Below are 25,380 nucleotides of genomic sequence, written 5' to 3'. Positions count from 1 at the left end.
GCTCCAGGTGGGGTACGACCGAGGCGCAGCGAGCACCGTGACGGCGGAATCGACGGACGACCGCGGCCCCGAGCGCACAGTGCCGGTGGCCCGTCGCGACGAGCCCGTCGAGAACTGGCGCCGTATCTACGCCCGCCGGCTCTGGATGAGCGATCTGCTCGTCCTCGTCTGGGTCGTCTTCGGCACGCAGATCGCCTGGTTCGGGTTCGGTGCCGCCGACCTCGCCATCGAAGGCGGGCTCGTCGACGGCGAGGTCTCGTACTGGGCCGCGTCGACCGCCCTCATCATCGTCTGGATGCTGGCGCTCAGCCTCGCCGACACCCGTGACCACCGCGTCATCGGCGCGGGCAGCGCCGAGTACGCCCGCATCGCCCGGTCGAGCGTGACGCTCTTCGGCGTCATCGCGATCATCGCCTTCCTCACCCAGATCGAGGTCGCGCGCGGCTTCCTGCTGCTGAGCCTGCCCCTCGGCATCCTGATCCTGCTCTTCGAGCGCTGGCTCTGGCGGCACTGGCTGATCGCGAAGCGCAGCTCGGGCGCGTACTCGGCTCGCGTGCTGCTGGTGGGGTCGCGCCGGTCGGTCGTCGACATCGCCAACGAGCTGCTCCGCACCCCCAGCGCCGGCTACCACGTCGTCGGCGCCTGCGTCCCGGGCGGGGCCGTCGCCGACACGATCGAGGGCACCGGCATCCCGATCATGGGGTCGATCTCGGCGCTGCCCACCGCGCTCGAGGTCTCGAAGGCCGACACGGTCGTCGTGACGAGCACCGACGAGCTGCCCGCCGACAAGGTCAAGCAGATCTCGTGGGGACTCGAGGCCGGCCGTCAGCACCTCGTGCTCGCCCCGGGCATCGCCGACATCGCGGGACCCCGCATCAGCAGCCGCCCGGTTGCGGGCCTGCCCCTGCTGCACGTCGAGACGCCGCGTTTCAGCGGCGGCCAGCGCGTACTCAAGCGCATCGTCGACGTCGTCGCCGCCGTCGTCGGCGTCATCCTCATCAGCCCGGTCCTCGCCTTCCTCGCCCTCTCGATCCGCCTCTCCAGCCCCGGCCCGGTGTTCTTCCGCCAGCAGCGCATCGGCCACGGCGGCCGGGAGTTCACGATGCTGAAGTTCCGCTCGATGGTCGTCGACGCCGAAGCACGCCTCGCAGCGCTCATGGACCAGGAGCGGGATGCCGGCAACGCCGTGCTCTTCAAGATGAAGCACGACCCGCGCGTCACCCCGATCGGGCGCATCATGCGCCGGCTGAGCCTCGACGAGCTGCCGCAGCTGTTCAACGTCATCGGCGGCTCGATGTCGCTCGTCGGACCCCGTCCGCCGCTGCCCCGCGAGGTCGAGCTGTATGCCGACCACGTGCACCGGCGCTTCCTCGTGAAGCCCGGGATCACGGGGCTCTGGCAGGTCAGCGGGCGCTCGTCGCTGTCGTGGGAGGAATCGGTGCGCCTCGACCTGTCCTACGTCGAGAACTGGACCCTCGTCGGCGACGTGGTCATCCTCTTCAAGACCGCGCGCGCCGCCCTGCTGCCCGGCGACACCGCCTTCTGACCTGCCCGGTCGGCTCCTCGTTACACTTAGGCTCCTCATGCCGATTTACGAAAGCCGTTGGGCTGACAGTCAGCTCATCGGAACCCGTGTGCGTTCGGTGTGGCAGTGGCAGCTGATCTTCACCTTCAGCGTCGTGGTCATCGCAGTGGTCGTCGCGATCCTCGACGTCGCACTGATGGTCAGCCCGGGTTTTCTGGTCGGACTCATCCTCATCGTCGCCGTGTCGGCCGCGGCGCTCGTGCTGCCGTGGGCGAGGTACCCCAAGTCGGCGGCGTTCCTCCTGCCCGTCGTCGACGTGGTCGCGATCGGGTTCCTCGCGATGGCCGAATCGAGCCTCGGGTTCCTCTGGGTCTTCCCGATCGCGTGGGTCGCGACCTACTACGGCATCCCCGAGCTCGTCGTCTCGCTCGTGATCGTCGCAGTCATGGGCATCTCTGACCCGACGCACTGGGGCTTTCCGGCGGCGGTCATTCTCGAGCTGCTCATCGTCCTGCTCGCGCTCACCTTCCTCGGCATCACGATCATCGTCGGCGCGCGCCGCACCCGCGCCTTCCGGCATCTCACACGGCGCCAGGCGAACCGGCTCGACCGCACCCTGCAACGCGTGCAGGCCGCCGAGCGGCGGGTCAACGCCGTCTTCGACTCGATCACGGTGGGCCTCGCCCGCATCGGCGCCGGGGGCGAGATCGTCTCGGCGAACGCCGCGTACCGCAAGCTGTACTCCCTCGACCCGCGCGACCTGCGCTTCTCCACCGGCGGCGCGATCGAGTACTCCGACCATCGCGGTCGCGCACTCGGTCCGTCCGAGACCTCGGTCGCCCGAGCGGGGCGCGGTGAGACGGTTGAGAACGAACGGCTCTGGCTGTTCGACCGCACCGGCACCTGGCGCGCGCTCGGCCTCGCCATCCGTCCCGCCGAGGCCAACTCGCTCGGCGAGCCGACGTTCCTCATCGAGCTCGAGGACCTCACCGCGATCTCCGAGGCGCAGCGCGAGCAGCCCACCCTGACCAGGGTCGTCTCGCACGAGCTGCGCAACCCCCTCACGGCCATCCTGGGCCACGCCGATCTCCTGCTCGAGAGCGACGGCCTCACCGACCTGCAGCGCGATCACCTCGGGGTCATCGAATCGGCCAGCGAGCGCATGCTCACCCTCATCCAGGGGCTGCTGGCCCAGACGAAGGATGCCGACGACTCCGCAGCGTCGTTCGACGCCGCCGGCCTGGTCGCCGCGTCGATCGAGGCGTTCGAGCCGGCAGCCGCGGCATCGGAGCTGCGCATCGACGGGACCGTCGCGGGCCCCCTGCCGGTGCGCGGCGACGAGTTCCGCATGCGACAGGTCATCGACAACATCGTGAGCAACGCCATCAAGTACAGCGACCGCGGCACGGTCCGGGTGGTCGCGGGCCTCGACGACGACGGCGCCGTCGCGATCGCGGTGGCCGATGAGGGCATCGGGATGTCGCCCGAAGACGTCGAGCGCGTGTTCACCCCGTACTTCCGCGCGCAGAGCGTACAGGACGAGGGCATCAGCGGCACCGGGCTCGGCATGGGCATCTCGCGCGATATCGTCGAAGCGCACGGCGGGAGCATCGCCGTGGAGAGCGTGCTCGGCCGCGGGACGACCATCACCGTCCTGCTGCCGTCCGCTGACACTGCGGAGGGGGGTCCGACGTGAACACGCTCGACGTGACGGTCGTGCTCGTCGCACTCGCGACCCTCTGCACCCTCATCATCATCGGGCTGGGCTTCCTGCCGTTCCCGGGCCGAGCGATCTCGATCTGGTCGGGGGCGTTCGCCGCAGCCATGGTGAGCAGCTACCTCCTGGTCGCCGCCGACGTGCTCGAGTCGTCGCTCCTGCGGGCGCTCGCGCACGGGCCCATCCTCTGCGCGGTGGCGCTGCTGTGGGTCGGGCTCCGGGCCCGCCGCGGCGTCGAACCGATCTTCCTCGTGCCGACGATCCTCGTGTTCTGCGTGCTGACCGCCGGTCTCGTCCTGCTCGCCGACACCGAATGGTACGGCCTGCTCTACCGAATCATCTTCGTCGTCGCGGCCGTTGGATCAGTGCTGTCCGCGACCGAGCTCGCCCGCGTCGAGAAGCCGCTGCGCGGACTCGTCATGCCCCTCGTCGTCGCCGCCCTCGGCTTCGCCGTCCTGTCGATCTCCTTCGTCATCGACGCCGTCATCTCCGCCCTCTCGGGCTCACTGACCCGCACTGAGCCGTCGCTCCTCCCCCTGCTGCCGTTCAACGAGCTGGTGGCGAGCGTCTACCTCGTCTGCGCCCTGGTGACCCTTCTCGCCCTCGCGCGCGGGGGCGACGCGAAGATCCGCACCCGCGAGACGGTCGACTTCGCCGCAGTGGCGCAGGAACGACTCGATCGCGCGCAGGCGGCCGGCGATCGCTGGTGGACGCTGCTCGACGTGCGGCTCGACGACCCGGCCGAGCTGCTCGAGGCATCCAGCGGTCGCGCCTTCGACCGTGTGACCACACGCTTCGCCGAGGACATCCGCGCGATCATGCCGCCCGAAGCCGACATCCACGGCGTCTCGCCGACCCAGGTGCTCGTGCTGCTCCCCCGCCCCGACACCGCGGTGCGCGGCCTGCTGTCGCGTCTGCTCGAGCGCATCGCCACCGTCACCGACCAGCAGGCGGTACCCGTGCGGTTGTCGGCGAGCATCGGCGTCGCCGCTGCCCCGCTCGCCGATTACGACCTCGGTCGCCTGCGCGCATCGGCCGCCGACGCCGCCGAGCACGCGCAGATCTCCGGCGGCGATCGCTGGGAGCGGGCCGTCTTCGCCAGCTGACTCGGCCGACACACGCGCCGTCTAGGATCGACCCGATGCCCGAGACCTTCCTGCCCCCTGCCGCGCGCACCGCCGGACGCATCGTGCTGTGGATCGCCGTCGCTGCGATCGTCCTCGCGGTGCTGGCGATCGGGTGGATCGGCGTCCGCGGGTTCCTCGCCTACAGCCACCTCGCGTCGGCGCAGGAGAAGGCACCTGCCATCGCCGAGCAGATCGGCGACCTCTCGGCCGCGAGCGACGCCATCGACGAGCTCGCCGGCCACACCGGCCAGGCGCGGGAGCTGACCTCCGACCCGATCTGGCAGGGCGCGGAGGGCGTCCCGTGGATGGGCCCCCAGCTCGCCGCTGTCGCCGACGTCGCCGAGGCGCTCGACGAGGTCGTCACCGGCACGGCGAAGCCGATCGCCGCCGTCGCCGACGGCTTCGGCGTCGAGGCGTTCATCCCGGTCGACGGACGCATCGACACCGCGGTGTTCGCCGCACTCGCAGAGCCGGCGACGGGTGCCGCCGACGTCGCCACACGTGCGCAGGCGGAGCTCGCCGACATCGACCGGGCCCCGCTCGTCGCGCCGCTCGCCGGCGCCGTGGACGACGTCGACGCGCTGGTGTCGCAGGTCGCCTCGGGCACCGACGCCCTCGCCCGCGCGAGCGCGCTCCTGCCGACGATGCTCGGCTCCGACGGCCCCCGCGACCACCTCCTGCTCGTGCAGAACAATGCGGAATGGCGCTCGCTCGGCGGCATCGTCGGCGCGGCGACGCCACTGCGTGCCGACGCGGGCCGCATCGAGCTGGGTGAGCAGGTCGCGGCTCGGGATGTCGAGCAGTACGCCGACTCCATCCTCGATCTCGGCGAATACGCCGCCATCTATCAGGCGAAGCCGGGCCGCTTCCTCCAGAACGTGACGCAGGTCCCCGACTTCGCCCTGACGGCGGAGCTGAGCAGGGAGTTCATGGCGCGCGAGGGCGTCGACGTCTCGAGCGTCATCTCGATCGACCCCGTCGCGCTGTCGTATCTCCTCGAAGCCACGGGTCCCCTCCAGCTGCCGACGGGCGATGAGCTCACGAGTGAGAACGCGGCGCAATTCTTGATGAACGAGGTCTATCTGCGATACGACGACCCCGACGCACAGGATGCGGTCTTCGCGTCCGCCGCCGCGGCCGTGTTCCAGGCGCTGACCACAGGCGGTGTTGACCCCGGCGCGCTGATCGGCGCCCTCGGTCGCGCCGGCACGGAGCATCGCCTCCTGCTCTGGAGCGCGGACGAGCGCGAGCAGCAGATCCTCGCCGAGACGACGCTCGCGGGCGCACCGCCCCGCAACGACGACGACACCGCTCGCTTCGGCGTCTATTTCAACGACGGCACGGGCTCGAAGATGGACTACTACATCGCGCCGGACGTCCAGGTCGGGTGGTCCGGGTGCGGCACCGGCTCGACTCCGCGGACGTTGGACCTCGAGGTGACCCTCACGAACGACGCACCGGCCGACGCCCGTACATCGCTGCCGGAATACATCACCGGCGGCGGCGGCAACGGCGTGCCGGCCGGAATCACGCGGACCGTCGGCGAGATCTACCTTCCCGAGGGTTTCGAGGTCACGACGGCACTCATCTCCACCGGCCGCGGTTTCGCCGGCGGCATGGTCGACGGCCGCCAGGTGCTCGCGTACACGGTCGACCTCGAGCCGGGTCAGAGCGAGACCGTCACCATCTCGGTGCGCGCCGACACCGACATCACCGAAGCCGAGGCCTGGGTGACGCCGACGGCCGATGCGAAGGTCTCGCCGGTCGTCCGCAACAGCTGCGCCGGCGCCGGAATCCTCGGCTGACCGGGTCCGCGTTCAGCCGAACGTCATCCGGCCGAAACCCGGTTCCGCGCCACCCTCGGTTACACTCGCGTAAGCACCCCCGCCCGGCCGAAAGCAGCACCATGCGCCGCACGACCCTCCCCCTCTCCGCCGCCCTCCTCGCCGCCGCCCTCGTCGGCGCGCCCGCGGTGGCCCAGGCATCCACGATCTACCCGCCCGTCGACGCGTGCTCGTCCACGGCGCAGGGAGCAGGACCCGGCGACACCATCGCCTTCTCGTGCGAGGCGAACAGCTTCGCGCCCAATGAATCCGTGACCGTCACCGTGACGGGCGAGAACGGCGCCGGCGCGAGCTTCGGCATGCTCCGCACCGAGGTCTCCACCGCGAGCACCGTCTCCGAGTCCGACGCCGACGGCGCACTCCCCGAGATCGCCATCACGCTGCCCTCCGACGCCCGCGGCGTCTACAACATCGCCGCCGTCTCGGCCAGCTCCGCCGGCGGCACGGCGAGCGCCGTCATCGACGCCAGCCAGAGCGACGACGTGCTCGTGCGCGCCGGCTTCGACGGCGGGCAGCTCATGGGGCTGTGGGTGGGCGCCGGCGCGCTGCTCGCGGCCGGTGTGGTCGTCGTGGTCGCGGCAGCGCTCCGCCGACACCGCGCGCAGAACGACGACTGAAGCGTCTCAGGCCGCCGACGGCTTGCGCTTCACGATCGGCTTCGCCGTCACGAGGATCGGCAGGTGATCGCTCGCGCCCTGCGGCAGCGTCTTCACCTGCTCGATCTCGAACCCGCTCGAGGTCGCGAAGTCGTAGTAGCCCTTGAAGAACTTGTAGCGCGTGTACGTGCGCGCGTCGCTGAGACTCAGCTCGTAGCCGCTCTCGCGCACCACCTGCCCGAGGTTCTCCTTGAACACCGGGTAGTTGAAGTCGCCGACCATGAGGATCGGGTCGCCCTTGCCGAGCGTCGACAGCTCCCGCAGTGCCGCGCGGATCTGGTGGCGCCGCAGCGAGTTGAGCGCCGTAAGGGGCGCGGCATGGAACGACGCCACGATGAAGTCGGTGCCGTCGTCGATGTCACGCAGATGGAGGCCCAGCATCCGCTCATCGGCGGGCTTCAGCACGATGTCATGTAGCGACTTCTTCAGCGAGAAGGTGCGGCTGGCTCCCGCGCGGAAGCCGTTCTCGCGGTAATAGATGGCGAGCCCCAGCCGGTTCGACCGGGTCGCGTCGGCGAGCACGAGGCCGCCGATGCGCTCGGGCATGTCGGTGGTGTCGACCTCCTGCAGGCACAACACATCGACGTCGTAGCGGCTCACGAGTTCGGTGAGCTCGCCCGCCGCGGCATGCTTGCGCAGGTTGTACGAGACGACGGTGATCATCGAGCATCAGCCTATGACTAGAGTGCAAGAGTGGCTCCCAGGAAGAAGCTGCGGATGCCGCCGGCCCGCGTACTCGTGCCCATCGCCATCGTGTCCGCGCTGGTCCTGGTGCTCGTCCTGGTCGGCGTCATCGGAAGCGCCGTGACCCGCGGCATCCACGCCCTCACGGCGCAGCCCCCGGGTGAAGGCACCGAGGTCGTCGCGCCCGCCGAGGCGAAGGCCGCAGCCGCTGCGCGCGACCTCTCCGGCGAGCAGAAGGATGCCGCCGACTACCTCGCCGCGCAGCCCACCGCCTATTGGCTCACCCCCGAGCAGGACCCGATCGGCGAGGCGGGCGACACCGTCCTGAGCCTCATCGCGCAGGCGCGCGAGCAGGACCGCTCGGTCGCGATGGTCGTCTACGGTCTGCCCGGTCGCGACTGCGGCAACCACTCCTCGGGCGGACTGTCCGAAGAGGACTACCCGACGTGGCTCGACGAGATCGGCGCCGCGCTCGACACCGCGCCCGAGGTGCGGAAAGTCGTCATCCTCGAGCCCGACTCGATCGCGCTCGCCCCCGACTGCGGCAACATCGCCGACCGCGCCCGCCAGCTCGGCGACGCGGTCGACCGCATCAGCACGCCGAACACGTGGATCTACATCGACGGCGGCCACAGCAACTGGCTGCCGCCCGACCAGATGGCCGACCTCATCCGGCAGATCGGCGTCATCGACCGCGTGCGCGGCTTCGCCACCAACGTCTCGAACTACCAGTCCGCGGCCGACGAGTTCGCCTACGCGGCAGCCCTGTCGCCGCTCGTCGACGGCGCGCACGCGATCGTCGACACCTCGCGCAGCGGCGCCGCCACCTCGGGCGGCGAGTGGTGCAACCCGCCGGGGCAGCTCGTCGGCGAGCCCGGCGGCACCTTCCACGACGACGTGGTCGACACGAACCTGTGGATCAAACCGCCCGGCGAGAGCGACGGCACCTGCAACGGCGGACCCGCTGCGGGCGTCTTCTGGCCCGAGGCTGCCGTCGAGCTCACGAGCGACGCCCGTTGACTCCTGTCCCACGCGTCTCAGGCTGAGCGTTCGCTGTGTAGCATGAGAGCCGACAATCACCAGATGCGGGGGGCCAACGTCGATGAGTGATTCGATGTCGATGCACAAGACTGCGGTCATCGTCGAGGACGATCCCGACATCCGTCACCTGATCGTCGAGGTGCTCGAGGCCGCCGGCTTCTCGACCGTCTCGGTCGGCAACGGCATCGACGGCGTCCGCGCCGTGCTCTCGTACCAGCCGCTCATCACGACGCTCGACGTCAACATGCCCGGCATCGACGGGTTCGAGGCGGCCCGCCGCATCCGTGCGCAGAGCGACACCTACATCATCATGATCACCGGCCTCGAAGAAGAGGCCGACGTCGTGCTCGGCCTCGGCGCCGGCGCCGACGAGTACGTCGTGAAGCCCTTCCGTCCCCGCGAGCTGCGCGCCCGCGTCGAGTCGCTGCTGCGCCGCCCGCGCGCGACCGGCTCGGCCGCCGCGACTGCGCCGAGACAGGATGCCGCCGGCCCGTCGTTCCCGGGCGCCCGGCCCGCCGCGGCTCCCCAGCCCGACCTCGCGCCCACCTCACCCGTGTTCGACGAGCGGGTGCAGACGCCGGTCTACCCGCAGCAGCCCGAGCCGCAGCAGGCTCCCCCGCAGCAGCAGCCGTACCAGGGCGGCAGCGCGGTGGTCGTGCCGCAGTCCGCGGGCCCGCAGTTCGGCGGCCCGCCGGCCGGGTACCAGCCCGGCAACGCCGCCGCACCGGCATCCGCGACCCCGCCCGTCGGCGGACCGGGATGGTCCGTGCACCGCGACCTGGCCGTCCACGGCGAGCACCGCGTCGTCCTCGTCGGCGGCCGCGAGCTGACCCTCACGCGCACCGAGTTCGACCTGCTCTCGACCCTCATGGAGTCCAAGCGGCGCGTGCGCAGCAAGGCCGACCTGACGCTCGTGCTGCGCGGGGAGTCCTACGTCACGAGTTACTTCGTCGGCGAGGCCGACAAACGCGCGATCGAGGCGCACATGACCAACCTGCGCCGCAAGCTCGGCGACAACCCGAACAATCCGCGGTACATCGAGACCGTGCGCGGCGTCGGCTACCGCCTCACCTCCGAGACCGGCGCCACCGCCTGACCCTCGGGCGCGCCAGGCGGCGCGGCTGCCGCGCGGCTCGTGCACGACGTCGGACCCGGGACTCGAGGCGCCGGCGGTATGCGGCCGCGCACGGCGCGCCGCCCCGCGGCATCCGACCCCCTGCACCGCATCGCGGAGATTCGGCCCGACACACGGCGCCGCCTCCGACACACGGCGCGCCGCCCTGGATCTCCGCGTTTCGGCCCGCCTGCCTGCAACCGGCCCGTCTGCCCATTGCCCGCCGCCCGGCATCCGTCCACCGTCCGCGATTGCAATGGATGCCGCGCGACACCCCGCGCCGCCACCCGGCACGCGGCGTGTCGCCCACGATCCATTGCAATCCGACACACCCCATCCCCGCCCCGAACGCCAGCAGACCCCCGGAGGATCACCTCCGGGGGTCTGCGGCAGGGCGGCCGATTCGGGGTCAGACCTTGTAGCCCTGGTGTCGCTGGAACAGTTTGATGGCCATCGTGAGGGTCTGCAGGACCGTGACGACACCGACGATCGGCCAGCCGACCCACAGGATGGCGGACTGGGTGATCGGGTCGAGCAGGTTCCAGATCACGGCGATCGCGATGGCGACGATGGCGAGGATGATGAACGGCGTCCAGTGGCCGAAGCTCACGCCACCCTTCTCGGCGCGCGCCTGCAGCGCCCAGTTGTCGACCTTCTTCTTCGAGAGGAATCGGGTCCACGACCTGATGAAGTGGCTGATGCGGATCCACATGAAGATCTCCGCGGGGAACAGCAGCACGGCGAACGCGACATCCCGCGTGTTCGACTTTTCCATCGCGCGCGCCATGCGGAAGTTCAGCGCGGCCGCGATCAGCGGCGGGATCAGCCACCACGGCGAGAACACGAACGCGTTGATCGACAGCGACGCGACGAGCAGCGTCAGGAACGCGACACGGACGAAGAAGTTCGTGAGCATCGAGAACTGCTCGAACCAGCGCAGACGCAGGTTCGGGTGGAACGGCTGCCCCTTCGTGTCACCGCGCTGGCCCGGCCACATGAGCTCGATCGCGCCGTAGGTCCACTTCACCTGCTGCGCGTCGTAGCCCTTCAGCGTCGTCATGCCGCCGACATCGGCCCGCGCGAACGGGCTGATCTTCGTCAGATACCCGGCGGACTTGATCTGCAGCGAGAGCAGCGAGTCCTCGACCTCGGAGTCCTTCACCCACGGGGAGTTCTGGTGGTTCTCCTTCATGATGTCGCGGAGCGCCGTCGTCGAGAAGATCGAGAACTGCCCGCCGAGCACGGCCATGTTGCGTCCGCGCAGCAGGTTCTGCATGTTGAACGCCGCGAACTGGGTGCGCTGACCGGCGATCAGCCACTTCGCGATGAAGCCTTTGATCGGGCGGTCGTCGATCGTGTAGATCGCCGAGATGCCGCCGATGCGCGAGTCCGACACGGCCTCGTTCTCGAGGTACTCGACCGCGCGGCGGTCGGCGGTGGTGTCGCCGTCGACGCCCAGCAGGTAGTCGTACCCCTCGACGAGCGCGTAGCCGTAGTTCAGCGCGCCGACCTTCTTGTCGGGGTTCTTGCCGATGTCGTGGACGAACACCTCGGTGAACTGCAGGCCCAGCTCGGTCTCGACCTCGTGGGGCCCCGAGAACTCGGACGCGATCTTCACCGTGTCATCCGACGTGTTGTTGACGACGACGTGGATGACGTCGGGCACGCGGCTCTGCTCGAGGAGCGAGCGGATGACGTCGGCGATCGACTCGGCCTCGTTGTAGGCCGGGATGATGCATCCGATCGTCGACCGGTGCACCGAGTGGTTCTCGAGCACCGAGGCGAAGTCGTCCGCGAACTCGTCGACGGGAACCAGGTCGCCCTGGCCGCCGCCGACCGGGGCGTAGTCGACCGCGTCGACGCCGCCCTGCCACGAGCCGGCGGGCGCGGTCCCCTGCCACGAGCCCTGGTACGCCGGGGCGGGGACGGGGTAGCCGGATGCCGGGTGCTGCCCGGTCTGGTCCTGCCAAGAGCCCTGCGGCGCAGCAGGCTGCCACTGCGGGTACTGCGCAGCCTGCGGGTACCCGTTCTGCTGCGAAGCGTCCGGGAACTGCGCGGCGGGCTGCCACTGAGGCTGGCCCTGCCACTGCGGCTCGCCGACCGGCGCCGGCTGCGCCGGCTGCCAGCCCTGCGGGCCGGGGATGTACGGAGTCGTCACGTCGGTTCCTCGAATGGACGTCGAACTTACGGGGTGGTGGGACCACCGGTGCCGGGGGTGGTGGTCCACCCGTCGGTGCCGGTCGTGCCCTGGGAGCCGTCGTCCGAGGACGAACCGTCGGTCGCGCCCCCCGTGGATCCTTCGGTCTCTGTCTCACGAGGATAGATCGCGATGGGGATGACCGGGTAGACCGTCTGCTGCGCGAAGCTCTTCGCGTCGTTGGCGGTGCCCTCCACCCAGATGTCGAGCGCGAACTGCAGCGTGATGCCGTAGGTGTCCTGCGGCAGCTGGTTGATGGTCGTCTCGGGGACGAGCAGACCGCCCTGGTAGCTGTTGATGAGCAGACCCTTGCTCGAGCGGATCGTGTCGGTCGGCACCAGGGTGCGCGGGTCGGCGCTGAACTGGAACGGCGAGCTGACCTGGTTCGAGGACTGGGCGGTCTGCGACGAGATCGACACGTTCGAGAGGAAGACGCGGCGCTTCTGCTTGAGGACGGCCTTCTCGTCGACGCGGGTGTCCTTGACGTTGACGGCGAAGCCGAACGTCTTGGCGGCGTCGGGGTACCACTCGCGCGTGCGCTTGGAGTCGACGGCCCAGAAGTCGAGGATGATCTGCAGCCCGTCGGCGATCTCGTACGTCATCTGCACCGAGCCGTCGTAGGTGAACTGCGAATCGAAGGGCATCTCGACCTCGCCCGTGGCGGGCGTCGCGTTGGGTGCCGGCGTCGCTGCGGCGGCGTTCTGCTGGCCCGAGATGGAGTTGAACGCCTCGACGACCTGCGAGCAGCCGGTCATCGACAGGGCGGCGGCGGTGACCACGGCGAGCGCCGCGAGCCGGCGGCGGGTGGGACGCAGGGTGGACATGCGACGAACCTCGATCTGGTGTGAAGGGTGAGGACCGGCGGCGGATTCGGGTTCCGCCGCCGGTGGTACGTCTCTCACCGTAGGGGGCGCCATCGCGCCGGATACACGACTTCGCGAAGCCTCGCGCGGCCCTTTACCTGATCTTGAGGTTCTTGAGGTTGCCCGCCACGGGCGGCGATCACTCGTCGGTGTCGGATGCCTCGGGCTGCGCGATCGCGACCGTCACCGTGTCGGTCGCCGTCTGCTTGGCGTACTCGTCGGCCTTCGGCTTCGTCTGCACGAGGAAGTCGTACGTGAACTGCAGCGTGACGAACGTCGCCTCGGCGGGCACCTGACCGACGTTGAACGTCTGCGAGTAGCTGTACGGGCTGAGCACGAGGTAGCCGTTCTTGACACTCGCCTCGTCGGTCTGCGGCGCGAGCGCCTCGAACGACGTCTCGGCGTTGCCGGGGACAGCGAGCATCGTCGCCTTCTGCAGGTAGACCTTCTGGCCGTCGTTCGGCGTGACCCGCGTCACGAGCGAGAGACTCACCGGCTTCACGGCGGTGGCCGTCCAGCGGTCCATCCGCAGTTCCGACCAGTAGTTCACCCTGGCGGTGACGGCGCCTGCGGTCAGCCGACGCTCGGTGGAGCCGCTGGAGAGGTCGTTCTCGACGGGCGGCGGGACCACGACGGGCGTGGTCTCCTCGACGACGGTGGGGGCGGTCGGCGAGGGGCTCTGCAGCGCCCAGGGCGACGGCCCGCATCCCGCGAGCAGGGCGACGGCGCTGACGGCGGTCGCGGCCGCAGCCAGACGCACCTTGAATCTCCGCATCCTGACCCCTCCCCGCGGTGCCACCGAGTCTAGTGGGGATGCCGTCGCGAGCCGTGTCTGCTCGGCTCCCGCCGATATGTCGGCGTGCGTCAGAGTTAACCTTTTCGAAACCCCCATAAGTTGCCTTACCTGAGGGATTCCTGAATACTGGCAGAGTCCAACCAACGGGGGGCCGACGGGTTGGAATGTTTCTGCTCGTTCACGCCTCCCGACGCACGACGACCGAAAGCAGAAACCATGAAGAACAAGATCAGCAAGGCCGCGGCGGCTCTCGTCGTTGCCGCAGCGGCGGTCTTCGCGGCTCCGGCCGTCGCGAGCGCCGACGTTGCCGACGGCTACACCCCCTCCGCCCCCGGTGACGGTACCGTCACGATTGCTCCGGGCGAGTCGGGCACGTTCCCGTTCTCCGGCTTCGAGCCCAACGAGACCGTCACCTTCACCCTCACCGGTGCGGGCGTGACCGACGACAGCCTTGCTTTCGTCGCCCTCTCGGCTTCCACCGACTCCACCACTGAGGTCAAGGACGCGAACGACGAAGGTGTCGCCTCGGCGACCGTCACGCTTCCCGACAACGCCTCGGGCACCTACACCCTCTCCGCCGAAGGCGAGACGAGCGGTGCTGCCGACGACGTGACCATCACGGTCGCGGCGACGGGCGGCGCCGGTGGCGGCGGACTCCCCTCGACCGGTTTCGAGGGCGACGCGCTCCTCGGCCTCTGGGTCGGCGGCGGTCTGCTCGTCCTGGCAGGTGCGAGCATCGCGGTCGCGACCTCGGTCCGCCGCACGCGCCAGTCGGCATAAGGCACTCGCGAACCATCGCAACGACGAACCCCCCGGGCCACGGCCCGGGGGGTTCGTCGTTGTCGGCGTGCGTGATTGCAACAGATCGCGGGCGACGCGCCGCCTGACGGACGATGGATGCCGGGTGTCGCCCGGCATCCGTTGCAATCGCTCAGGGGCGCCGAGCTACTCGCCCACGGCCCCCAGCTCGCGGCGTGCACGGGTCTGCTCGGCGCGCGCCGCCAGCAGGTCGTCGGCGGGGTAGCCGACCTCGGTGAGCGTCAGCCCGCGCGCGGCGAGCACCTTCACCTCGTTCGTGCGGGTGAGCTCGTCGCGGATCGCCGCCACCCGCGCGATGTCGACGCGCCCCTCGCCGACGGCGACGCAGGCGCCGACGAGCGCGCGCACCATGCTGTGGCAGAACGCGTCGGCCTTCACGTTCGCGATGAGGGCGCCTGACTCGTCTCGCCGCCAGTCGTACTCGAGCAGCGTGCGGATCGTGGTCGCCTCGTCGCGCGGCTTGCAGTACGCGGCGAAGTCGTGCAGGCCGCGCAGGCTCCGCGCGGCCTCGTCCATGGCGGCGACGTCGAGGTGCGCCGGGACCCACGTCGTCCGTACCCGCGCCAACGGGTCGTAGCCGGTCGTCCGGTCGGCGATGCGATAGGCGTAGCGCCGCCACACCGCGGAGAAGCGGGCGTCGAATCCGTCGGGGGCCACGTCCACGCGGTGCACCGACAGGTCGGGGTACGGGCCGAGCACGCCGTTGAGCCGCGCAGCGAGCGCGGCAGGCTCCGGGTTCCGGCCGGCGGCCAGCCGCCGCTCCTGCGATTCGGTCAGGTCGAGGTGGGCGACCTGCGCCGACGCGTGCACACCGGCATCCGTCCGCCCTGCGACGACCAGCCGCGGATCGCCGCCGAGGATGCGTGCGATCGCCGCCTCGAGCGTGCCCTGCACGGTGCGGAGGTTCGGCTGACGCGCCCAGCCCTTGAAGTCGGTGCCGTCGTAGGCGAGATCGATCCGCAGGCGCACCGGCTCAGCCTAACCGCCGGCGCGGCACGCGCACGGTCAGCGGACGACGGCGGTGACCGTCGGCAGGTGCGAGAGCAGCTCCTGGCTGATCGACCCGAGCAGGAACCGCGCCACCGCGCCGCGACCGTGCGTGCCGACGACCACCATGCGGGCGTCGCCGCCGATCGTGCCGAGCACGTGCGAGGGGTGGCCGCGCTCGGCGCGACGGGTGATCTTCAGGTCGGGATAGCGCGACGAGAGCCCAGCGAGCGACAGCGAGAGCACCTCCTCGGTCGTCGACTGCATGTTCGCGAGGTACAGGTCGGGGTAGACCTCCATCGCGTTCCGCGGGGTGTGCAGGGGCGTCCAAGCGCTCACCGCGATGAGCGGCTCGTTCAGGCGATCGGCCTCGGACGCCGCGAACTCGATCGCGTGCTCCGAGACGCTCGAGCCGTCGATGCCCACGACGACACCCATCCCCTCACCGAGGTCACGGTCAGGGATGACCACGACGGGGCACTTCGCGCCCGCCGCGATCCGGATGCCGTGCACCCCGCGCGCAGGCCCGGTCCCCGCGCCGCGGTAGTCGCTGCCGATGACGAGCAGGGATGCCCCGGCCGCCGCCTCGATCAGTGCGGTGACCGGATTGCCCGACTCGACCCGCGTCGTGACCGAGACCCCGGCATCCGTCACCCGTCGAGCCTCGGCGTCGAGCAGCTGCTGCGTCGCCGTCTGCGCGGCCCCGAGGACCTCCGCCTCGCCGACCGTGCCGATCGCGCCGCCCACGACCGAGATGAGCTCGATCGCCTGGCGGCGCTGCACTGCGCGGAGGATGGCCCAATCGACGGCCCGGCGCGACACCTTCGCGCCCGTGACCCCGACGATGATGTTCCCAGCCATGCTGCACGTCCCTTCTGGGGCCGACGCGCCTGCCGGATCGCGGTGACGTCTGCGGCGGTCGTCCGTGTCTCGGTACTGCCAACCTATCCCGCCGAGCGCCGCGACGGGAGGGTGGATCCGGGGACGTCGGCGGGTCCGTCGTAGAATGGATGCCGCGATCCACCCCCCAACCGGTCGCCTCTTCCGGTCTGCCCCGCCATGACACGAACCACTTCCGCGCGCCTGTCAGGACTCGACGGACTCCGAGCCGTCGCCGTCCTGCTGGTCGTCGTGTACCACCTCTTCCCGGCGCTTCCGAGCGGATTCCTCGGCGTCGACGTGTTCTTCGTGATCTCCGGCTTCCTCATCACGACGCTGCTGATGCGCGAGCGCGAACAGGACGGCCGCATCGGGCTCGCCTCGTTCTGGCGGCGCCGGGCTCGACGCCTGCTGCCCGCGATCGCCGTGATGGTGCTCGTCTGCAGCTCGATCGCGTGGCTGATCGGCGGCGACGTGCTCGTGGGCGTCGGCGGGCAGCTGTTGGGCGCCGCGACCTTCGCCTACAACTGGGTCGCGATCGCCGCCGGCTCGTCGTACTTCGGCGGCGGATCGTTCGACGCGACCGCGCCGGAGCTCTTCCGCAACCTCTGGTCGCTCGCCGTCGAAGAGCAGTTCTACCTGCTCTGGCCACTGCTGCTGCCGGCCGTCCTCGCGCTGCGGAGCTGGCGCACTCCGGTCGCCGTCGGGCTGGCCGCGGCATCCGCCGGGCTCGCCGTCCTGCTCGCCGGCGACGTCACCCGCGTCTACTACGGCACCGACACCCACGCGTTCGGTCTGCTCCTCGGGGTCGCACTCGCGTTCCTGCGCCCTGCCTCCCACGCGAAGGGCGTCCCCGCGCCGGTCGGCGCCGCCGCCGTCGCCGGTGTCGTCGCGCTCGCGTTCGTCACGCCGGGGACGGATGCGGCGACGTTCCCAGGGTTGCTGGTGGCGGCATCCGTCCTGTCCGCCGTCGCGATCGCCGCGGCGGTGCGCCCCGGATCGCCGCTCGGGCGCGCGCTGGACGTCGCGCCGCTGCAGTGGATCGGCGAGCGGTCGTTCGGCATCTACCTCTGGCACTGGCCGATCGTCGTGCTCATGACGGTCGCGACGACGGGGGTCTCGCCCGACGTCGAGGTGCCGCTCCCGGTCGGCGCCATAACGCTGGCCCTGTCGCTCATCGTGGCCGAGCTCTCGTACCGCTTCGTCGAGCAGCCCGTGCGCCGTCGCGGCCTGCGCGCGACGCTGCGAGGTGCGGCACGCGCGTTCGGCGCAGGCCCGGCGCGCCGCCTCGCCGCGACCGCCGCGGTCGCCGCGGGTGCGCTGCTCATCGCGGGCACGTCCGCCGCCGTCGCCGACGCGCCGACCGTCGCCTCGAGTCAGGCGGTCGTCGAGCACGGTCGCGAGGCGTTGGACGCGGCATCCCGCACCCGCGCCTCGCACGCCCAGACACTGCCCGGAGCCGCCGTCCGCAGCGAGGACCCGGTGCTGCGGCCGCAGTGCCCGACCGCGAACCTGTCCGATGACGAAGGGCTCTGCACGGCGCCCGATGGTCGCCCCGCTCCCCCGGCGCCGGCACGCGTCGCCGGCGACCGCGTCACCGCCGTCGGCGACTCGGTCATGCTCGCCTCGGCGCCGAGCCTGCTCGAGCGGATGCCGGGCGTCGAGATCGACGCGAAGGTGTCACGCCCGATGTCGGCGGGCGTCGGCATCCTGTCGCGACTCGCGGATGCCGGAGACCTCGGCGACTACGTCGTGGTCGGGCTCGGGACGAACGGCGCGATCTCCGAGGACGACCTCAGCCGCATCCGCTCGGAGATCGGACACGACCGCACCCTCGTCCTCGTGACGGCGTACGCGCCGCGAGACTGGATCCCCGGAGTCAACGCCGACCTCGAGGCCTTCGCGAGCCACACACCCGGCGTCGTCGTGGCGGACTGGTCGGCCGCGATCGGCCGGCACACGGACCTGCTGGCGGGCGACGGCATCCACCCCGGACGAGCCGGCGGCGACATCTACGCCGACGCCGTCTCGACCGCCATCGAGGATGTCGAGAACGGCCGCGCCGAGCTGCAGTACCGCCTCGAGCTCGCGCAGTGGGCCGTCGGCGACACCTTCACCCGCCCCTGACCCGCTCGTCGGCCCCGCTCCGCGCACGTGGCCCGTGCGTCGGCACCCCCGCCAGCGGGTCCACATCATGTGCTCCGGACGACTGCACCCATCCCGAACGGTCCGCAGCGTGTGCTCTCGTCCGGAGAACATGATCTGGACACAGAGAGGATGCCCCGACGCGACGCCCGTGAGGGCACGAGAAAGGGCCCGCCCCGAAACGGGGGCGGGCCCTCGGATTCCCTCCGAAGAGGGAGCCTTACTTGGCCTCGTCGGCCTTCTCGTCCTCGGACGCGACGGCGTCCTCGGCGGTGGCTTCGGCCGCGGCGCCCTCCTCGGGCGACTCGGCACCGGCGTCGGTGGCGTCCTCAGCGGGCGTCTCGACCTCGGTCTCGTCCGCGGCGGGCTCCTCAGCGGCCGGCGCAGCCGCAGCCGGAGCAGCCTTCTTCGTCGACTTCGCCTTCGGGGTGACGGGCTCGAGGACGAGCTCGATCACGGCCATGGGCGCGTTGTCGCCCTTGCGGTTGCCGACCTTCGTGATGCGGGTGTAGCCACCCTCACGCTCGGCGACCAGCGGCGCGATCTCGGCGAAGAGCTCGTGCACGACGGACTTGTCGCCGATGACCGAGAGGACGCGACGGCGGGCGTGCAGGTCGCCGCGCTTCGCGAACGTGACGAGACGCTCGGCGAAGGGACGCAGGCGCTTCGCCTTGGTCTCGGTCGTGGTGATCGACTTGTGCGTGAACAGCGCGGCAGCGAGGTTCGCCAGCAGAAGACGCTCGTGGGCGGGGCCGCCACCGAGGCGGGCACCCTTCGTGGGCTTGGGCATGTCAATTACTCCAGGTGAAAAAAGTCAGTCGAGGGACCGGAAGACCGGACCGGCTCAAACGGTCTCGTCGTCGTAGCCGCCGTAGAAGTGCGCGCCGTCGAACCCGGGAACCGAGTCCTTCAGCGACAGACCGAGCGAGACAAGCTTGTCCTTGACCTCGTCGACCGACTTCTGACCGAAGTTGCGGATGTTCATGAGCTGCGTCTCCGAGAGGGCGACGAGCTCGGACACCGTGTTGATGCCCTCGCGCTTGAGGCAGTTGTACGACCGGACCGACAGGTCGAGGTCCTCGATCGGCATCGAGAGCTCGTTGGTCAGGACCTCGGCGACCGGCGCGGGGCCGATCTCGATGCCCTCGGCCTCGACGTTCAGCTCGCGGGCGAGACCGAACAGCTCGACCAGCGTGCGACCGGCCGATGCGACGGCGTCGCGAGGGCTGATCGACGACTTGGTCTCGACGTCCAGGACCAGCTTGTCGAAGTCGGTGCGCTCACCGGCACGGGTGGCGTCGACGCGGTAGCTGACCTTGAGCACGGGCGAGTAGATCGAGTCGATCGGGATCTGACCGGCCTCGGCGTACTCGTTGCGGTTCTGCGTCGCCGAGACGTAGCCGCGGCCTCGCTCGATCGTGAGCTCGAGCTCGAACTTCGCCGAGTCGTTGAGCGTCGCGATGACCAGGTCGGGGTTGTGCACCTCGACACCCGCCGGAGCGGAGATGTCGGCGGCGGTGACCTCACCGGCGCCGGTCTTGCGCAGGTACGCGGTGATCGGCTCGTCGCGCTCGCTGGAGACCACCAGCTGCTTGATGTTGAGGATGATCTCGGTGACATCCTCCTTCACGCCCGGGACGGTGCTGAACTCGTGCAGCACGCCGTCGATGCGGATGCTGGTGACGGCGGCACCCGGGATCGAGGAGAGCAGGCTGCGACGCAGCGCGTTGCCGATCGTGTAGCCGAAGCCCGGCTCGAGGGGCTCGATGACGAATCGGCTGCGGAAGTCGCCGACCTTCTCCTCGGTCAGAGTGGGACGCTGTGCAATGAGCACTATGTGTTCCTTTCAGTCACGTGACCGCTATATGACACGTGCAGTTGGTGAGGTGTTGAGTTGTGTCCGGGATGCCGGGGGCGCGCACCGTGGCACGGCGCCCACCGGCATCCGAAAAGAGGATCAGACGCGGCGGCGCTTCGGGGGACGGCAGCCGTTGTGGGCCTGCGGCGTCACGTCCTGGATCGAACCGACCTCGAGACCTGCAGCGGTCAGCGAGCGGATCGCGGTCTCGCGACCCGAGCCCGGACCCTTGACGAAGACGTCGACCTTCTTGACACCGTGCTCCTGCGCCTGGCGCGCAGCGGACTCGGCAGCCATACCGGCGGCGTACGGGGTCGACTTGCGCGAGCCCTTGAAGCCGACGCCACCCGAGGAGGCCCAGCTGATGACGGCGCCCGAGGGGTCGGTGATCGAGACGATCGTGTTGTTGAACGTCGACTTGATGTGGGCCTGGCCCAGCGCGATGTTCTTCTTCTCCTTGCGACGCGGCTTGCGCGCCGAGGACTTGGCCTGTGCCATGTGAGTGTTCTCCTAAACCTGTGGCGGCCGCGCTTTAGCGCGCCTTCTTCTTGCCGGCGACGGTGCGCTTCGGGCCCTTGCGGGTACGAGCGTTGGTCTTCGTGCGCTGGCCGCGCACGGGCAGGCCGCGACGGTGGCGGATGCCCTCGTACGAGCCGATCTCGACCTTGCGGCGGATGTCGGCGGCGACCTCGCGGCGAAGGTCACCCTCCACCTTGTACGTGCCTTCGATGTGGTCGCGGAGTGCGACGAGCTGCTCGTCCGAGAGGTCCTTGACGCGGATCGACTCGTCGATGCCGGTCGCGCTGAGGATCTCGACGGAGCGGGTACGGCCGATGCCGTAGATGTAGGTGAGGGCGATCACCACGCGCTTGTCGCGCGGGATGTCTACGCCGGCAAGACGTGCCATGCGATGTCTCCTAGGAGGTAGTGGAGGTGTGGAGCAGGATCGGTGCTCGGGCCTCCGACCCGAGGTGTCCCCCGCCGGAGCGGGTTCTGATCCTGCCGAGATGTATTGAGTTGTGAGCTTGCATGCCGCGCGGGGCGCGGCATCCGATCAGCCCTGGCGCTGCTTGTGACGCGGGTTCGACTTGCAGATGACCATGACGCGACCGTGGCGACGGATGACCTTGCAGTGGTCGCAGATGGGCTTGACGGAGGGGTTGACCTTCATGATGTTCCTGATTCGCTGTCTTCGCCGACACGCGCAGTCGCGCGCGGCGTTACTTCTCGACCGGTCTCAGCGGTAGCGGTAGACGATGCGACCACGCGTGAGGTCGTAGGGCGAGAGCTCCACGACGACGCGGTCCTCGGGGATGATGCGGATGTAGTTCTGCCGCATCTTTCCGGAGATCGTGGCCAGGACCTTGTGACCGTTGCTCAGCTCGACGCGGAACATCGCGTTCGGCAGAGCCTCGGAGATCACGCCCTCGATCTCGATGACACCGTCTTTCTTCGCCATACGCTCGCTTACAGTTGGCAGACCGGTCGGTCTGCGGTGGGTGGGATTGTGGTGACACGCCGAAAAAGGCGCAAGGCACCAAAGATGTAGTGTACGTGATATCGGAGCGTCACGCCACTCGAGGCGAACGTCGGCTCACCGCGAGGTGAGGTTCGCGAGGATGTCGGTCTCGGGGTCGAAGGTCACCGGCACCAGCTGGTCGTTGACCATCAGGGTCGGCGTGCCGTTCGCGCCCTCGGGCAGCGTCTGCTGCTTCGCGAAATCGATGAACTCGTGGTCGAGGATCGACTTCTCGAGGTCCGCGGTCACGTCGACGCCGGCATCCTTCGCGAGCTGCACCAGCTCCTCGTCGGTCAGGCCGGGCGTGCCCTCGGCGGGCTGCTTGTCGTAGAGGGCGACGAAGAACGCGTACGCGTTGTCGGGGTCGGCCTCGGCGACGGCGTACATCGCGGATGCCGAGCGGCTGGAGTACTCGGTGCCCTGCGACGCGCGGTCGAGGATCGAGACGGGGTGGACCTCGAGGGTGATGCTGCCGTCCTCGATGAGACCCGCAATGGTCTCGCCCTCGGTCTCTTCGAACTGCCCGCAGTAGGGGCACATGAAGTCGACGTACGTCGCGACGGTGTCGGGGCCGTCGCCGAACGAGATCGCGCCGGTCTCCTCGTTGATCTGGCCCGCGGCCGGAGCCTCGACGGGCGTGACCGAGGTCGCCGAGTTGTTGAGGAGTGCGACGACGGCCACGACGGCGACGAGCGCCACCACCACCCCCGCGCTGATCCAGATCGCGAACCAGTTGGTCTTCGGGGCGGCCGTGGCCATGGTGCAGGTCCTCTCAGGAGATGGGGGTCGGCGTGACGCCGAACGCGGCGAGCTTCGCGGCACCGCCGTCGGGTGCGGTGAGCACCCAGATGCCTCCATCGTGCACTGCGACGCTGTGCTCCCAATGAGAGCCGTCGGTGCCGTCCACCGTGCTGACGGTCCAGTCGTCGTCCTCGACGAGGGTGGCCTCGTCGCCCGCGACGACCATCGGCTCGATGGCGACGCAGAGGCCTGGCTTCACCTCGGGGCCGAGGTCCGACACCCGGTAGTTGAAGACGGTCGGGCCTTCGTGCATCTTTCGCCCGATCCCGTGCCCGACGTAGTCGCGGAGGATGCCGTAGCCCTCCCCCGACGACTCGATGTAGGTCTGCACGGCATCACCGATCTCGCCCACACGGCGGGCGTTCGCAAGCGCCGCCACACCCGCCCAGAGCGAGCCCTCGGTGACGTCGGAGAGACGCTGACGCGCTGCGACGAGGTCGGGCCGGTCGGGGTCGGGGACGACGACGGTGATCGCCGAGTCGCCGTTCCAACCCTGGAACTGCGCACCGCAGTCGATGGAGACGATGTCACCGGGCGCGAGCGCGCGCTCCCCCGGGATGCCGTGCACGACCTGCTCGTTGACCGAGATGCACGTGGTGTGCCGGTAGCCGCGGACGAGCTGGAAGTTCGACTCGGCGCCGCGGGCGACGATCGTGTCGTGGGCGATGGCATCGAGCTCGGCCGTCGTCACACCCGCGACCACCGAGGGCCGCAGCGCATCGAGGGCCGCAGCCGTGATGAGACCGGGCTCCACCATGGCCCGCAGCTGGGCCGACGACTTGTAGATCGAGCGGCGGAAGGCCATCAGGCGGTGACGCCGCGCGCGGCGAGTGCCGCCGTGATGCGCTCGGTGATCTCGTCGAGCGATCCGACACCGTCGATCTCGTCGACGACGCCGCGCTCGCGGTACACGTCGAGGATCGGCGCGGTCTCGGACTCGTAGATCGACAGACGCTTCGCGATCGACTCCTCGTTGTCGTCGGCACGACCCTGCTCGGCGGCGCGGCGCGAGAGGCGGGCGATCGACTCGTCGCGCGGGACCGAGAGTTCGATGACGGCGGTCAGGGGCTCGCCGCGTCCGTCGAGGAACGCGTCGAGGTCACGGACCTGGCCGAGGTTGCGGGGGTACCCGTCGAGCAGGAAGCCGGTCGCGGCATCCGACTGTTCGAGGCGGTCGCGCACGATCTCGCTCGTCAGCTCGTCGGGAACCAGGTCGCCGGCGTCGATGATCGCCTTGACCTTGAGACCCAGCTCGGTGCCCTCCTTGACATTGGCGCGGAAGACGTCGCCCGTCGAGACGGCCGGCACGCCGAATCGTTCGGCGATCCGAGCCCCCTGCGTCCCCTTGCCAGAGCCCTGCGGACCGATGATCAGGAGGCGGGCGGGGGTCTGCGTCATCGGAGGAGTCCTTCGTAGTGGCGCTGCTGGAGCTGGGCGTCGATCTGCTTCACCGTCTCGAGACCGACACCGACGATGATGAGGATCGAGGCGCCGCCGAACGGGAAGTTCTGGTTCGCACCGACGGTCGCGAGGGCGATCAGCGGGAGCAGGGCGATGAGGCCCAGGTAGATCGAGCCCGGCAGCGTGATGCGCGTCAGCACGTAGTCGAGGTACTCGGCGGTGGGACGACCCGCACGGATGCCGGGGATGAACCCGCCGTACTTCTTCATGTTGTCGGCGACCTCGACAGGGTTGAACGTGATCGCGACGTAGAAGTAGGTGAACCCGATGATGAGCAGGAAGTAGACCGCCATGTAGAGCGGGTGGTCACCTGTCGTGAAGTTCGACTGGATCCACGAGACCCACTCGGGCACGCTGCCGTCGGCGGCGGGGTTCGCGTTGAACTGCGCGATGAGGGCCGGGATGTACAGCAGCGACGACGCGAAGATGACGGGCACGACGCCGGCCATGTTCACCTTGATCGGGATGTAGGTGTTCGAGCCGCCGAGGGTGCGGCGACCGACCATGCGCTTGGCGTACTGCACAGGGATGCGCCGCTGCGACTGCTCGACGAAGACGACGAGCGCGACGGTCGCGATGCCGACGACCAGGACGAGGAGGAAGACCTCGAAGCCGCGGGCGAGGTTGATGCTCCACAGCGCCGACGGGAAGGTCGCCGCGATGGACGTGAAGATCAGCAGCGACATGCCGTTGCCGATGCCGCGCTCGGTGATGAGCTCGGCCATCCACATGATGAGGCCGGTTCCGGCGGTCATGGTGATGATCATGAGCAGCTGCGCCCACCACGCCTCGTCGGTGAGGAGCTGCTCGCACTCGGCGATGCCGGTGATGCCGAACAGCTGCCCGGAGCGGGCGACGGTGACGAGCGTGGTCGACTGGAGGAGCGCCAGCGCGATCGTCAGGTACCGGGTGTACTGGGTCAGCTTGGCCTGACCGGCCTGACCCTCCTTGTACAGCGTCTCGAAGTGCGGGATCACGACGCGCAGCAGCTGCACGATGATCGTGGCCGTGATGTACGGCATGACGCCCAGCGCGAAGATCGACAGCTGCAGCAGTGCGCCGCCCGAGAACAGGTTCACGAGCGAGAGGAGACCCTCGGTCGAGTTCGTCTGCTCGAGGCAGGACTGCACGTTCGGGAAGTCGACGAACGGCGCCGGGATGTGCGCACCGAATCGGTAGATCGCGATGATGCCGAGCGTGAAGCCGATCTTCCGACGCAGATCCGGAGTGCGGAAGACCCGCGCGATAGCGCTGAACAAAGGGATTTCCTCCAGTGGGATGCCGGGCGCGTCGGAGCGCGCCGCATTCCAACATACGGCAACAGGGGCCGGAGGTTCCCCTCCGGCC

25 protein-coding genes are annotated in these 25,380 nt (G+C 69.7%); 9 read left to right on the top strand and 16 right to left on the bottom strand.

From position 1 onward, the window contains the following. The first annotated feature begins 7 nt into the window (after window positions 1-7). The 5 genes from KZX17_RS06775 (at window position 8) to KZX17_RS06755 (ending at window position 6,830) form a co-directional block, all read left to right on the top strand. Complete coding sequence (locus KZX17_RS06775; protein ID WP_248169982.1) at window positions 8-1,546, top strand: sugar transferase; 1,539 nt, start codon at window positions 8-10, stop codon at window positions 1,544-1,546. Between the two features lie 37 nt (window positions 1,547-1,583). Then, window positions 1,584-3,221 (top strand): cell wall metabolism sensor histidine kinase WalK, encoded by a 1,638-nt coding sequence (locus KZX17_RS06770; RefSeq protein WP_248169983.1) that lies wholly within the window; start codon window positions 1,584-1,586, stop codon window positions 3,219-3,221. Continuing rightward, a complete protein-coding gene (locus KZX17_RS06765; protein WP_248169984.1) occupies window positions 3,218-4,348 on the top strand; it encodes a hypothetical protein in 1,131 nt (376 codons plus the stop codon). The genes KZX17_RS06770 and KZX17_RS06765 overlap by 4 nt, the downstream gene beginning before the upstream one ends. A gap of 35 nt (window positions 4,349-4,383) precedes the next feature. Beyond that, window positions 4,384-6,174 carry a DUF4012 domain-containing protein gene (locus KZX17_RS06760; protein ID WP_248169985.1) on the top strand — a complete coding sequence of 597 codons (1,791 nt, stop codon included), beginning with the start codon at window positions 4,384-4,386 and terminating at the stop codon, window positions 6,172-6,174. A 101-nt stretch (window positions 6,175-6,275) separates the two neighbouring features. Next, window positions 6,276-6,830, top strand: coding sequence for a cell wall protein (locus KZX17_RS06755; protein ID WP_248169986.1), 555 nt, complete (start codon window positions 6,276-6,278; stop codon window positions 6,828-6,830). Window positions 6,831-6,836: 6 nt separating this feature from the next. Here KZX17_RS06755 and KZX17_RS06750 read toward each other — a convergent pair whose 3' ends face one another. Next, window positions 6,837-7,532, bottom strand: coding sequence for an endonuclease/exonuclease/phosphatase family protein (locus tag KZX17_RS06750; RefSeq protein ID WP_248169987.1), 696 nt, complete (start codon window positions 7,530-7,532; stop codon window positions 6,837-6,839). 30 nt (window positions 7,533-7,562) lie between these two features. Between KZX17_RS06750 and KZX17_RS06745 the strand changes: the two genes are divergently transcribed. Then, entirely contained in the window at window positions 7,563-8,573 is a 1,011-nt protein-coding gene (locus KZX17_RS06745; protein ID WP_248169988.1) for a glycoside hydrolase family 6 protein, read from the top strand. Between the two features lie 100 nt (window positions 8,574-8,673). After that, window positions 8,674-9,690 carry a response regulator transcription factor gene (locus KZX17_RS06740; RefSeq protein ID WP_248171642.1) on the top strand — a complete coding sequence of 339 codons (1,017 nt, stop codon included), beginning with the start codon at window positions 8,674-8,676 and terminating at the stop codon, window positions 9,688-9,690. Window positions 9,691-10,117: 427 nt separating this feature from the next. Here KZX17_RS06740 and KZX17_RS06735 read toward each other — a convergent pair whose 3' ends face one another. The 3 genes from KZX17_RS06735 to KZX17_RS06725 all read right to left on the bottom strand — a co-directional run bounded on the left by KZX17_RS06735 (window position 10,118) and on the right by KZX17_RS06725 (window position 13,543). Next, entirely contained in the window at window positions 10,118-11,524 is a 1,407-nt protein-coding gene (locus KZX17_RS06735) for a glycosyltransferase family 2 protein (RefSeq protein WP_282443406.1), read from the bottom strand. Window positions 11,525-11,892: 368 nt separating this feature from the next. Further along, the gene (locus KZX17_RS06730; protein WP_248169990.1) at window positions 11,893-12,729 is read right to left on the bottom strand and encodes a fructose 1,6-bisphosphatase; all 837 of its coding nucleotides are present in this window, start codon (window positions 12,727-12,729) and stop codon (window positions 11,893-11,895) included. Between the two features lie 178 nt (window positions 12,730-12,907). After that, window positions 12,908-13,543 (bottom strand): hypothetical protein, encoded by a 636-nt coding sequence (locus tag KZX17_RS06725; protein ID WP_248169991.1) that lies wholly within the window; start codon window positions 13,541-13,543, stop codon window positions 12,908-12,910. 237 nt (window positions 13,544-13,780) lie between these two features. Between KZX17_RS06725 and KZX17_RS06720 the strand changes: the two genes are divergently transcribed. Beyond that, window positions 13,781-14,344, top strand: a complete 564-nt coding sequence (locus KZX17_RS06720; protein ID WP_248169992.1) for a hypothetical protein — start codon at window positions 13,781-13,783, stop codon at window positions 14,342-14,344. Window positions 14,345-14,509: 165 nt separating this feature from the next. Here the strand turns inward: KZX17_RS06720 and truA are convergent, their stop codons facing one another. Together truA and KZX17_RS06710 are read right to left on the bottom strand one after the other, a co-directional pair. Then, window positions 14,510-15,352, bottom strand: coding sequence for a tRNA pseudouridine(38-40) synthase TruA (gene truA / locus KZX17_RS06715; protein ID WP_248169993.1), 843 nt, complete (start codon window positions 15,350-15,352; stop codon window positions 14,510-14,512). Window positions 15,353-15,388: 36 nt separating this feature from the next. Beyond that, a complete protein-coding gene (locus tag KZX17_RS06710) occupies window positions 15,389-16,231 on the bottom strand; it encodes a universal stress protein (RefSeq protein ID WP_248169994.1) in 843 nt (280 codons plus the stop codon). 198 nt (window positions 16,232-16,429) lie between these two features. Here KZX17_RS06710 and KZX17_RS06705 point away from each other — a divergent pair, with 198 nt between their 5' ends. Next, window positions 16,430-18,376 carry an acyltransferase family protein gene (locus KZX17_RS06705; protein ID WP_248169995.1) on the top strand — a complete coding sequence of 649 codons (1,947 nt, stop codon included), beginning with the start codon at window positions 16,430-16,432 and terminating at the stop codon, window positions 18,374-18,376. Window positions 18,377-18,614: 238 nt separating this feature from the next. On the opposite strand, the gene rplQ is transcribed toward KZX17_RS06705, so the two are convergent. From rplQ to secY, 10 genes are all read right to left on the bottom strand, one after another. Then, window positions 18,615-19,184: a 50S ribosomal protein L17 gene (gene rplQ / locus KZX17_RS06700; RefSeq protein WP_248169996.1), complete on the bottom strand. Its 570-nt coding sequence runs from the start codon at window positions 19,182-19,184 to the stop codon at window positions 18,615-18,617. A 54-nt stretch (window positions 19,185-19,238) separates the two neighbouring features. Beyond that, window positions 19,239-20,228 carry a DNA-directed RNA polymerase subunit alpha gene (locus KZX17_RS06695; RefSeq protein WP_217528388.1) on the bottom strand — a complete coding sequence of 330 codons (990 nt, stop codon included), beginning with the start codon at window positions 20,226-20,228 and terminating at the stop codon, window positions 19,239-19,241. A gap of 123 nt (window positions 20,229-20,351) precedes the next feature. Further along, the gene (gene rpsK, locus KZX17_RS06690; RefSeq protein WP_248169997.1) at window positions 20,352-20,750 is read right to left on the bottom strand and encodes a 30S ribosomal protein S11; all 399 of its coding nucleotides are present in this window, start codon (window positions 20,748-20,750) and stop codon (window positions 20,352-20,354) included. Window positions 20,751-20,784: 34 nt separating this feature from the next. Beyond that, on the bottom strand, window positions 20,785-21,159 hold the full coding sequence (gene rpsM, locus KZX17_RS06685; RefSeq protein ID WP_065570935.1) for a 30S ribosomal protein S13: 375 nt from the start codon (window positions 21,157-21,159) through the stop codon (window positions 20,785-20,787). 147 nt (window positions 21,160-21,306) lie between these two features. Continuing rightward, the gene (gene rpmJ / locus KZX17_RS06680; protein WP_005050492.1) at window positions 21,307-21,423 is read right to left on the bottom strand and encodes a 50S ribosomal protein L36; all 117 of its coding nucleotides are present in this window, start codon (window positions 21,421-21,423) and stop codon (window positions 21,307-21,309) included. A gap of 66 nt (window positions 21,424-21,489) precedes the next feature. Beyond that, complete coding sequence (infA, locus tag KZX17_RS06675; protein WP_017201569.1) at window positions 21,490-21,711, bottom strand: translation initiation factor IF-1; 222 nt, start codon at window positions 21,709-21,711, stop codon at window positions 21,490-21,492. A gap of 135 nt (window positions 21,712-21,846) precedes the next feature. Continuing rightward, window positions 21,847-22,530, bottom strand: coding sequence for a thioredoxin domain-containing protein (locus KZX17_RS06670; RefSeq protein WP_248169998.1), 684 nt, complete (start codon window positions 22,528-22,530; stop codon window positions 21,847-21,849). 13 nt (window positions 22,531-22,543) lie between these two features. After that, window positions 22,544-23,377, bottom strand: coding sequence for a type I methionyl aminopeptidase (gene map, locus KZX17_RS06665; protein ID WP_248169999.1), 834 nt, complete (start codon window positions 23,375-23,377; stop codon window positions 22,544-22,546). Continuing rightward, window positions 23,377-23,970 carry an adenylate kinase gene (locus KZX17_RS06660; RefSeq protein ID WP_248170000.1) on the bottom strand — a complete coding sequence of 198 codons (594 nt, stop codon included), beginning with the start codon at window positions 23,968-23,970 and terminating at the stop codon, window positions 23,377-23,379. The genes map and KZX17_RS06660 overlap by 1 nt, the downstream gene beginning before the upstream one ends. After that, a complete protein-coding gene (secY, locus tag KZX17_RS06655; RefSeq protein ID WP_248170001.1) occupies window positions 23,967-25,292 on the bottom strand; it encodes a preprotein translocase subunit SecY in 1,326 nt (441 codons plus the stop codon). Before secY ends, KZX17_RS06660 begins: the two co-directional genes overlap by 4 nt. Window positions 25,293-25,380: the final 88 nt, after the last annotated feature.

Origin of the sequence: Microbacterium sp. EYE_78 (assembly GCF_023149035.1) — a bacterium.
Taxonomy (GTDB): Bacteria; Actinomycetota; Actinomycetes; order Actinomycetales; family Microbacteriaceae; genus Microbacterium.
This window is presented reverse-complemented; position numbering and strand designations above follow the sequence as displayed.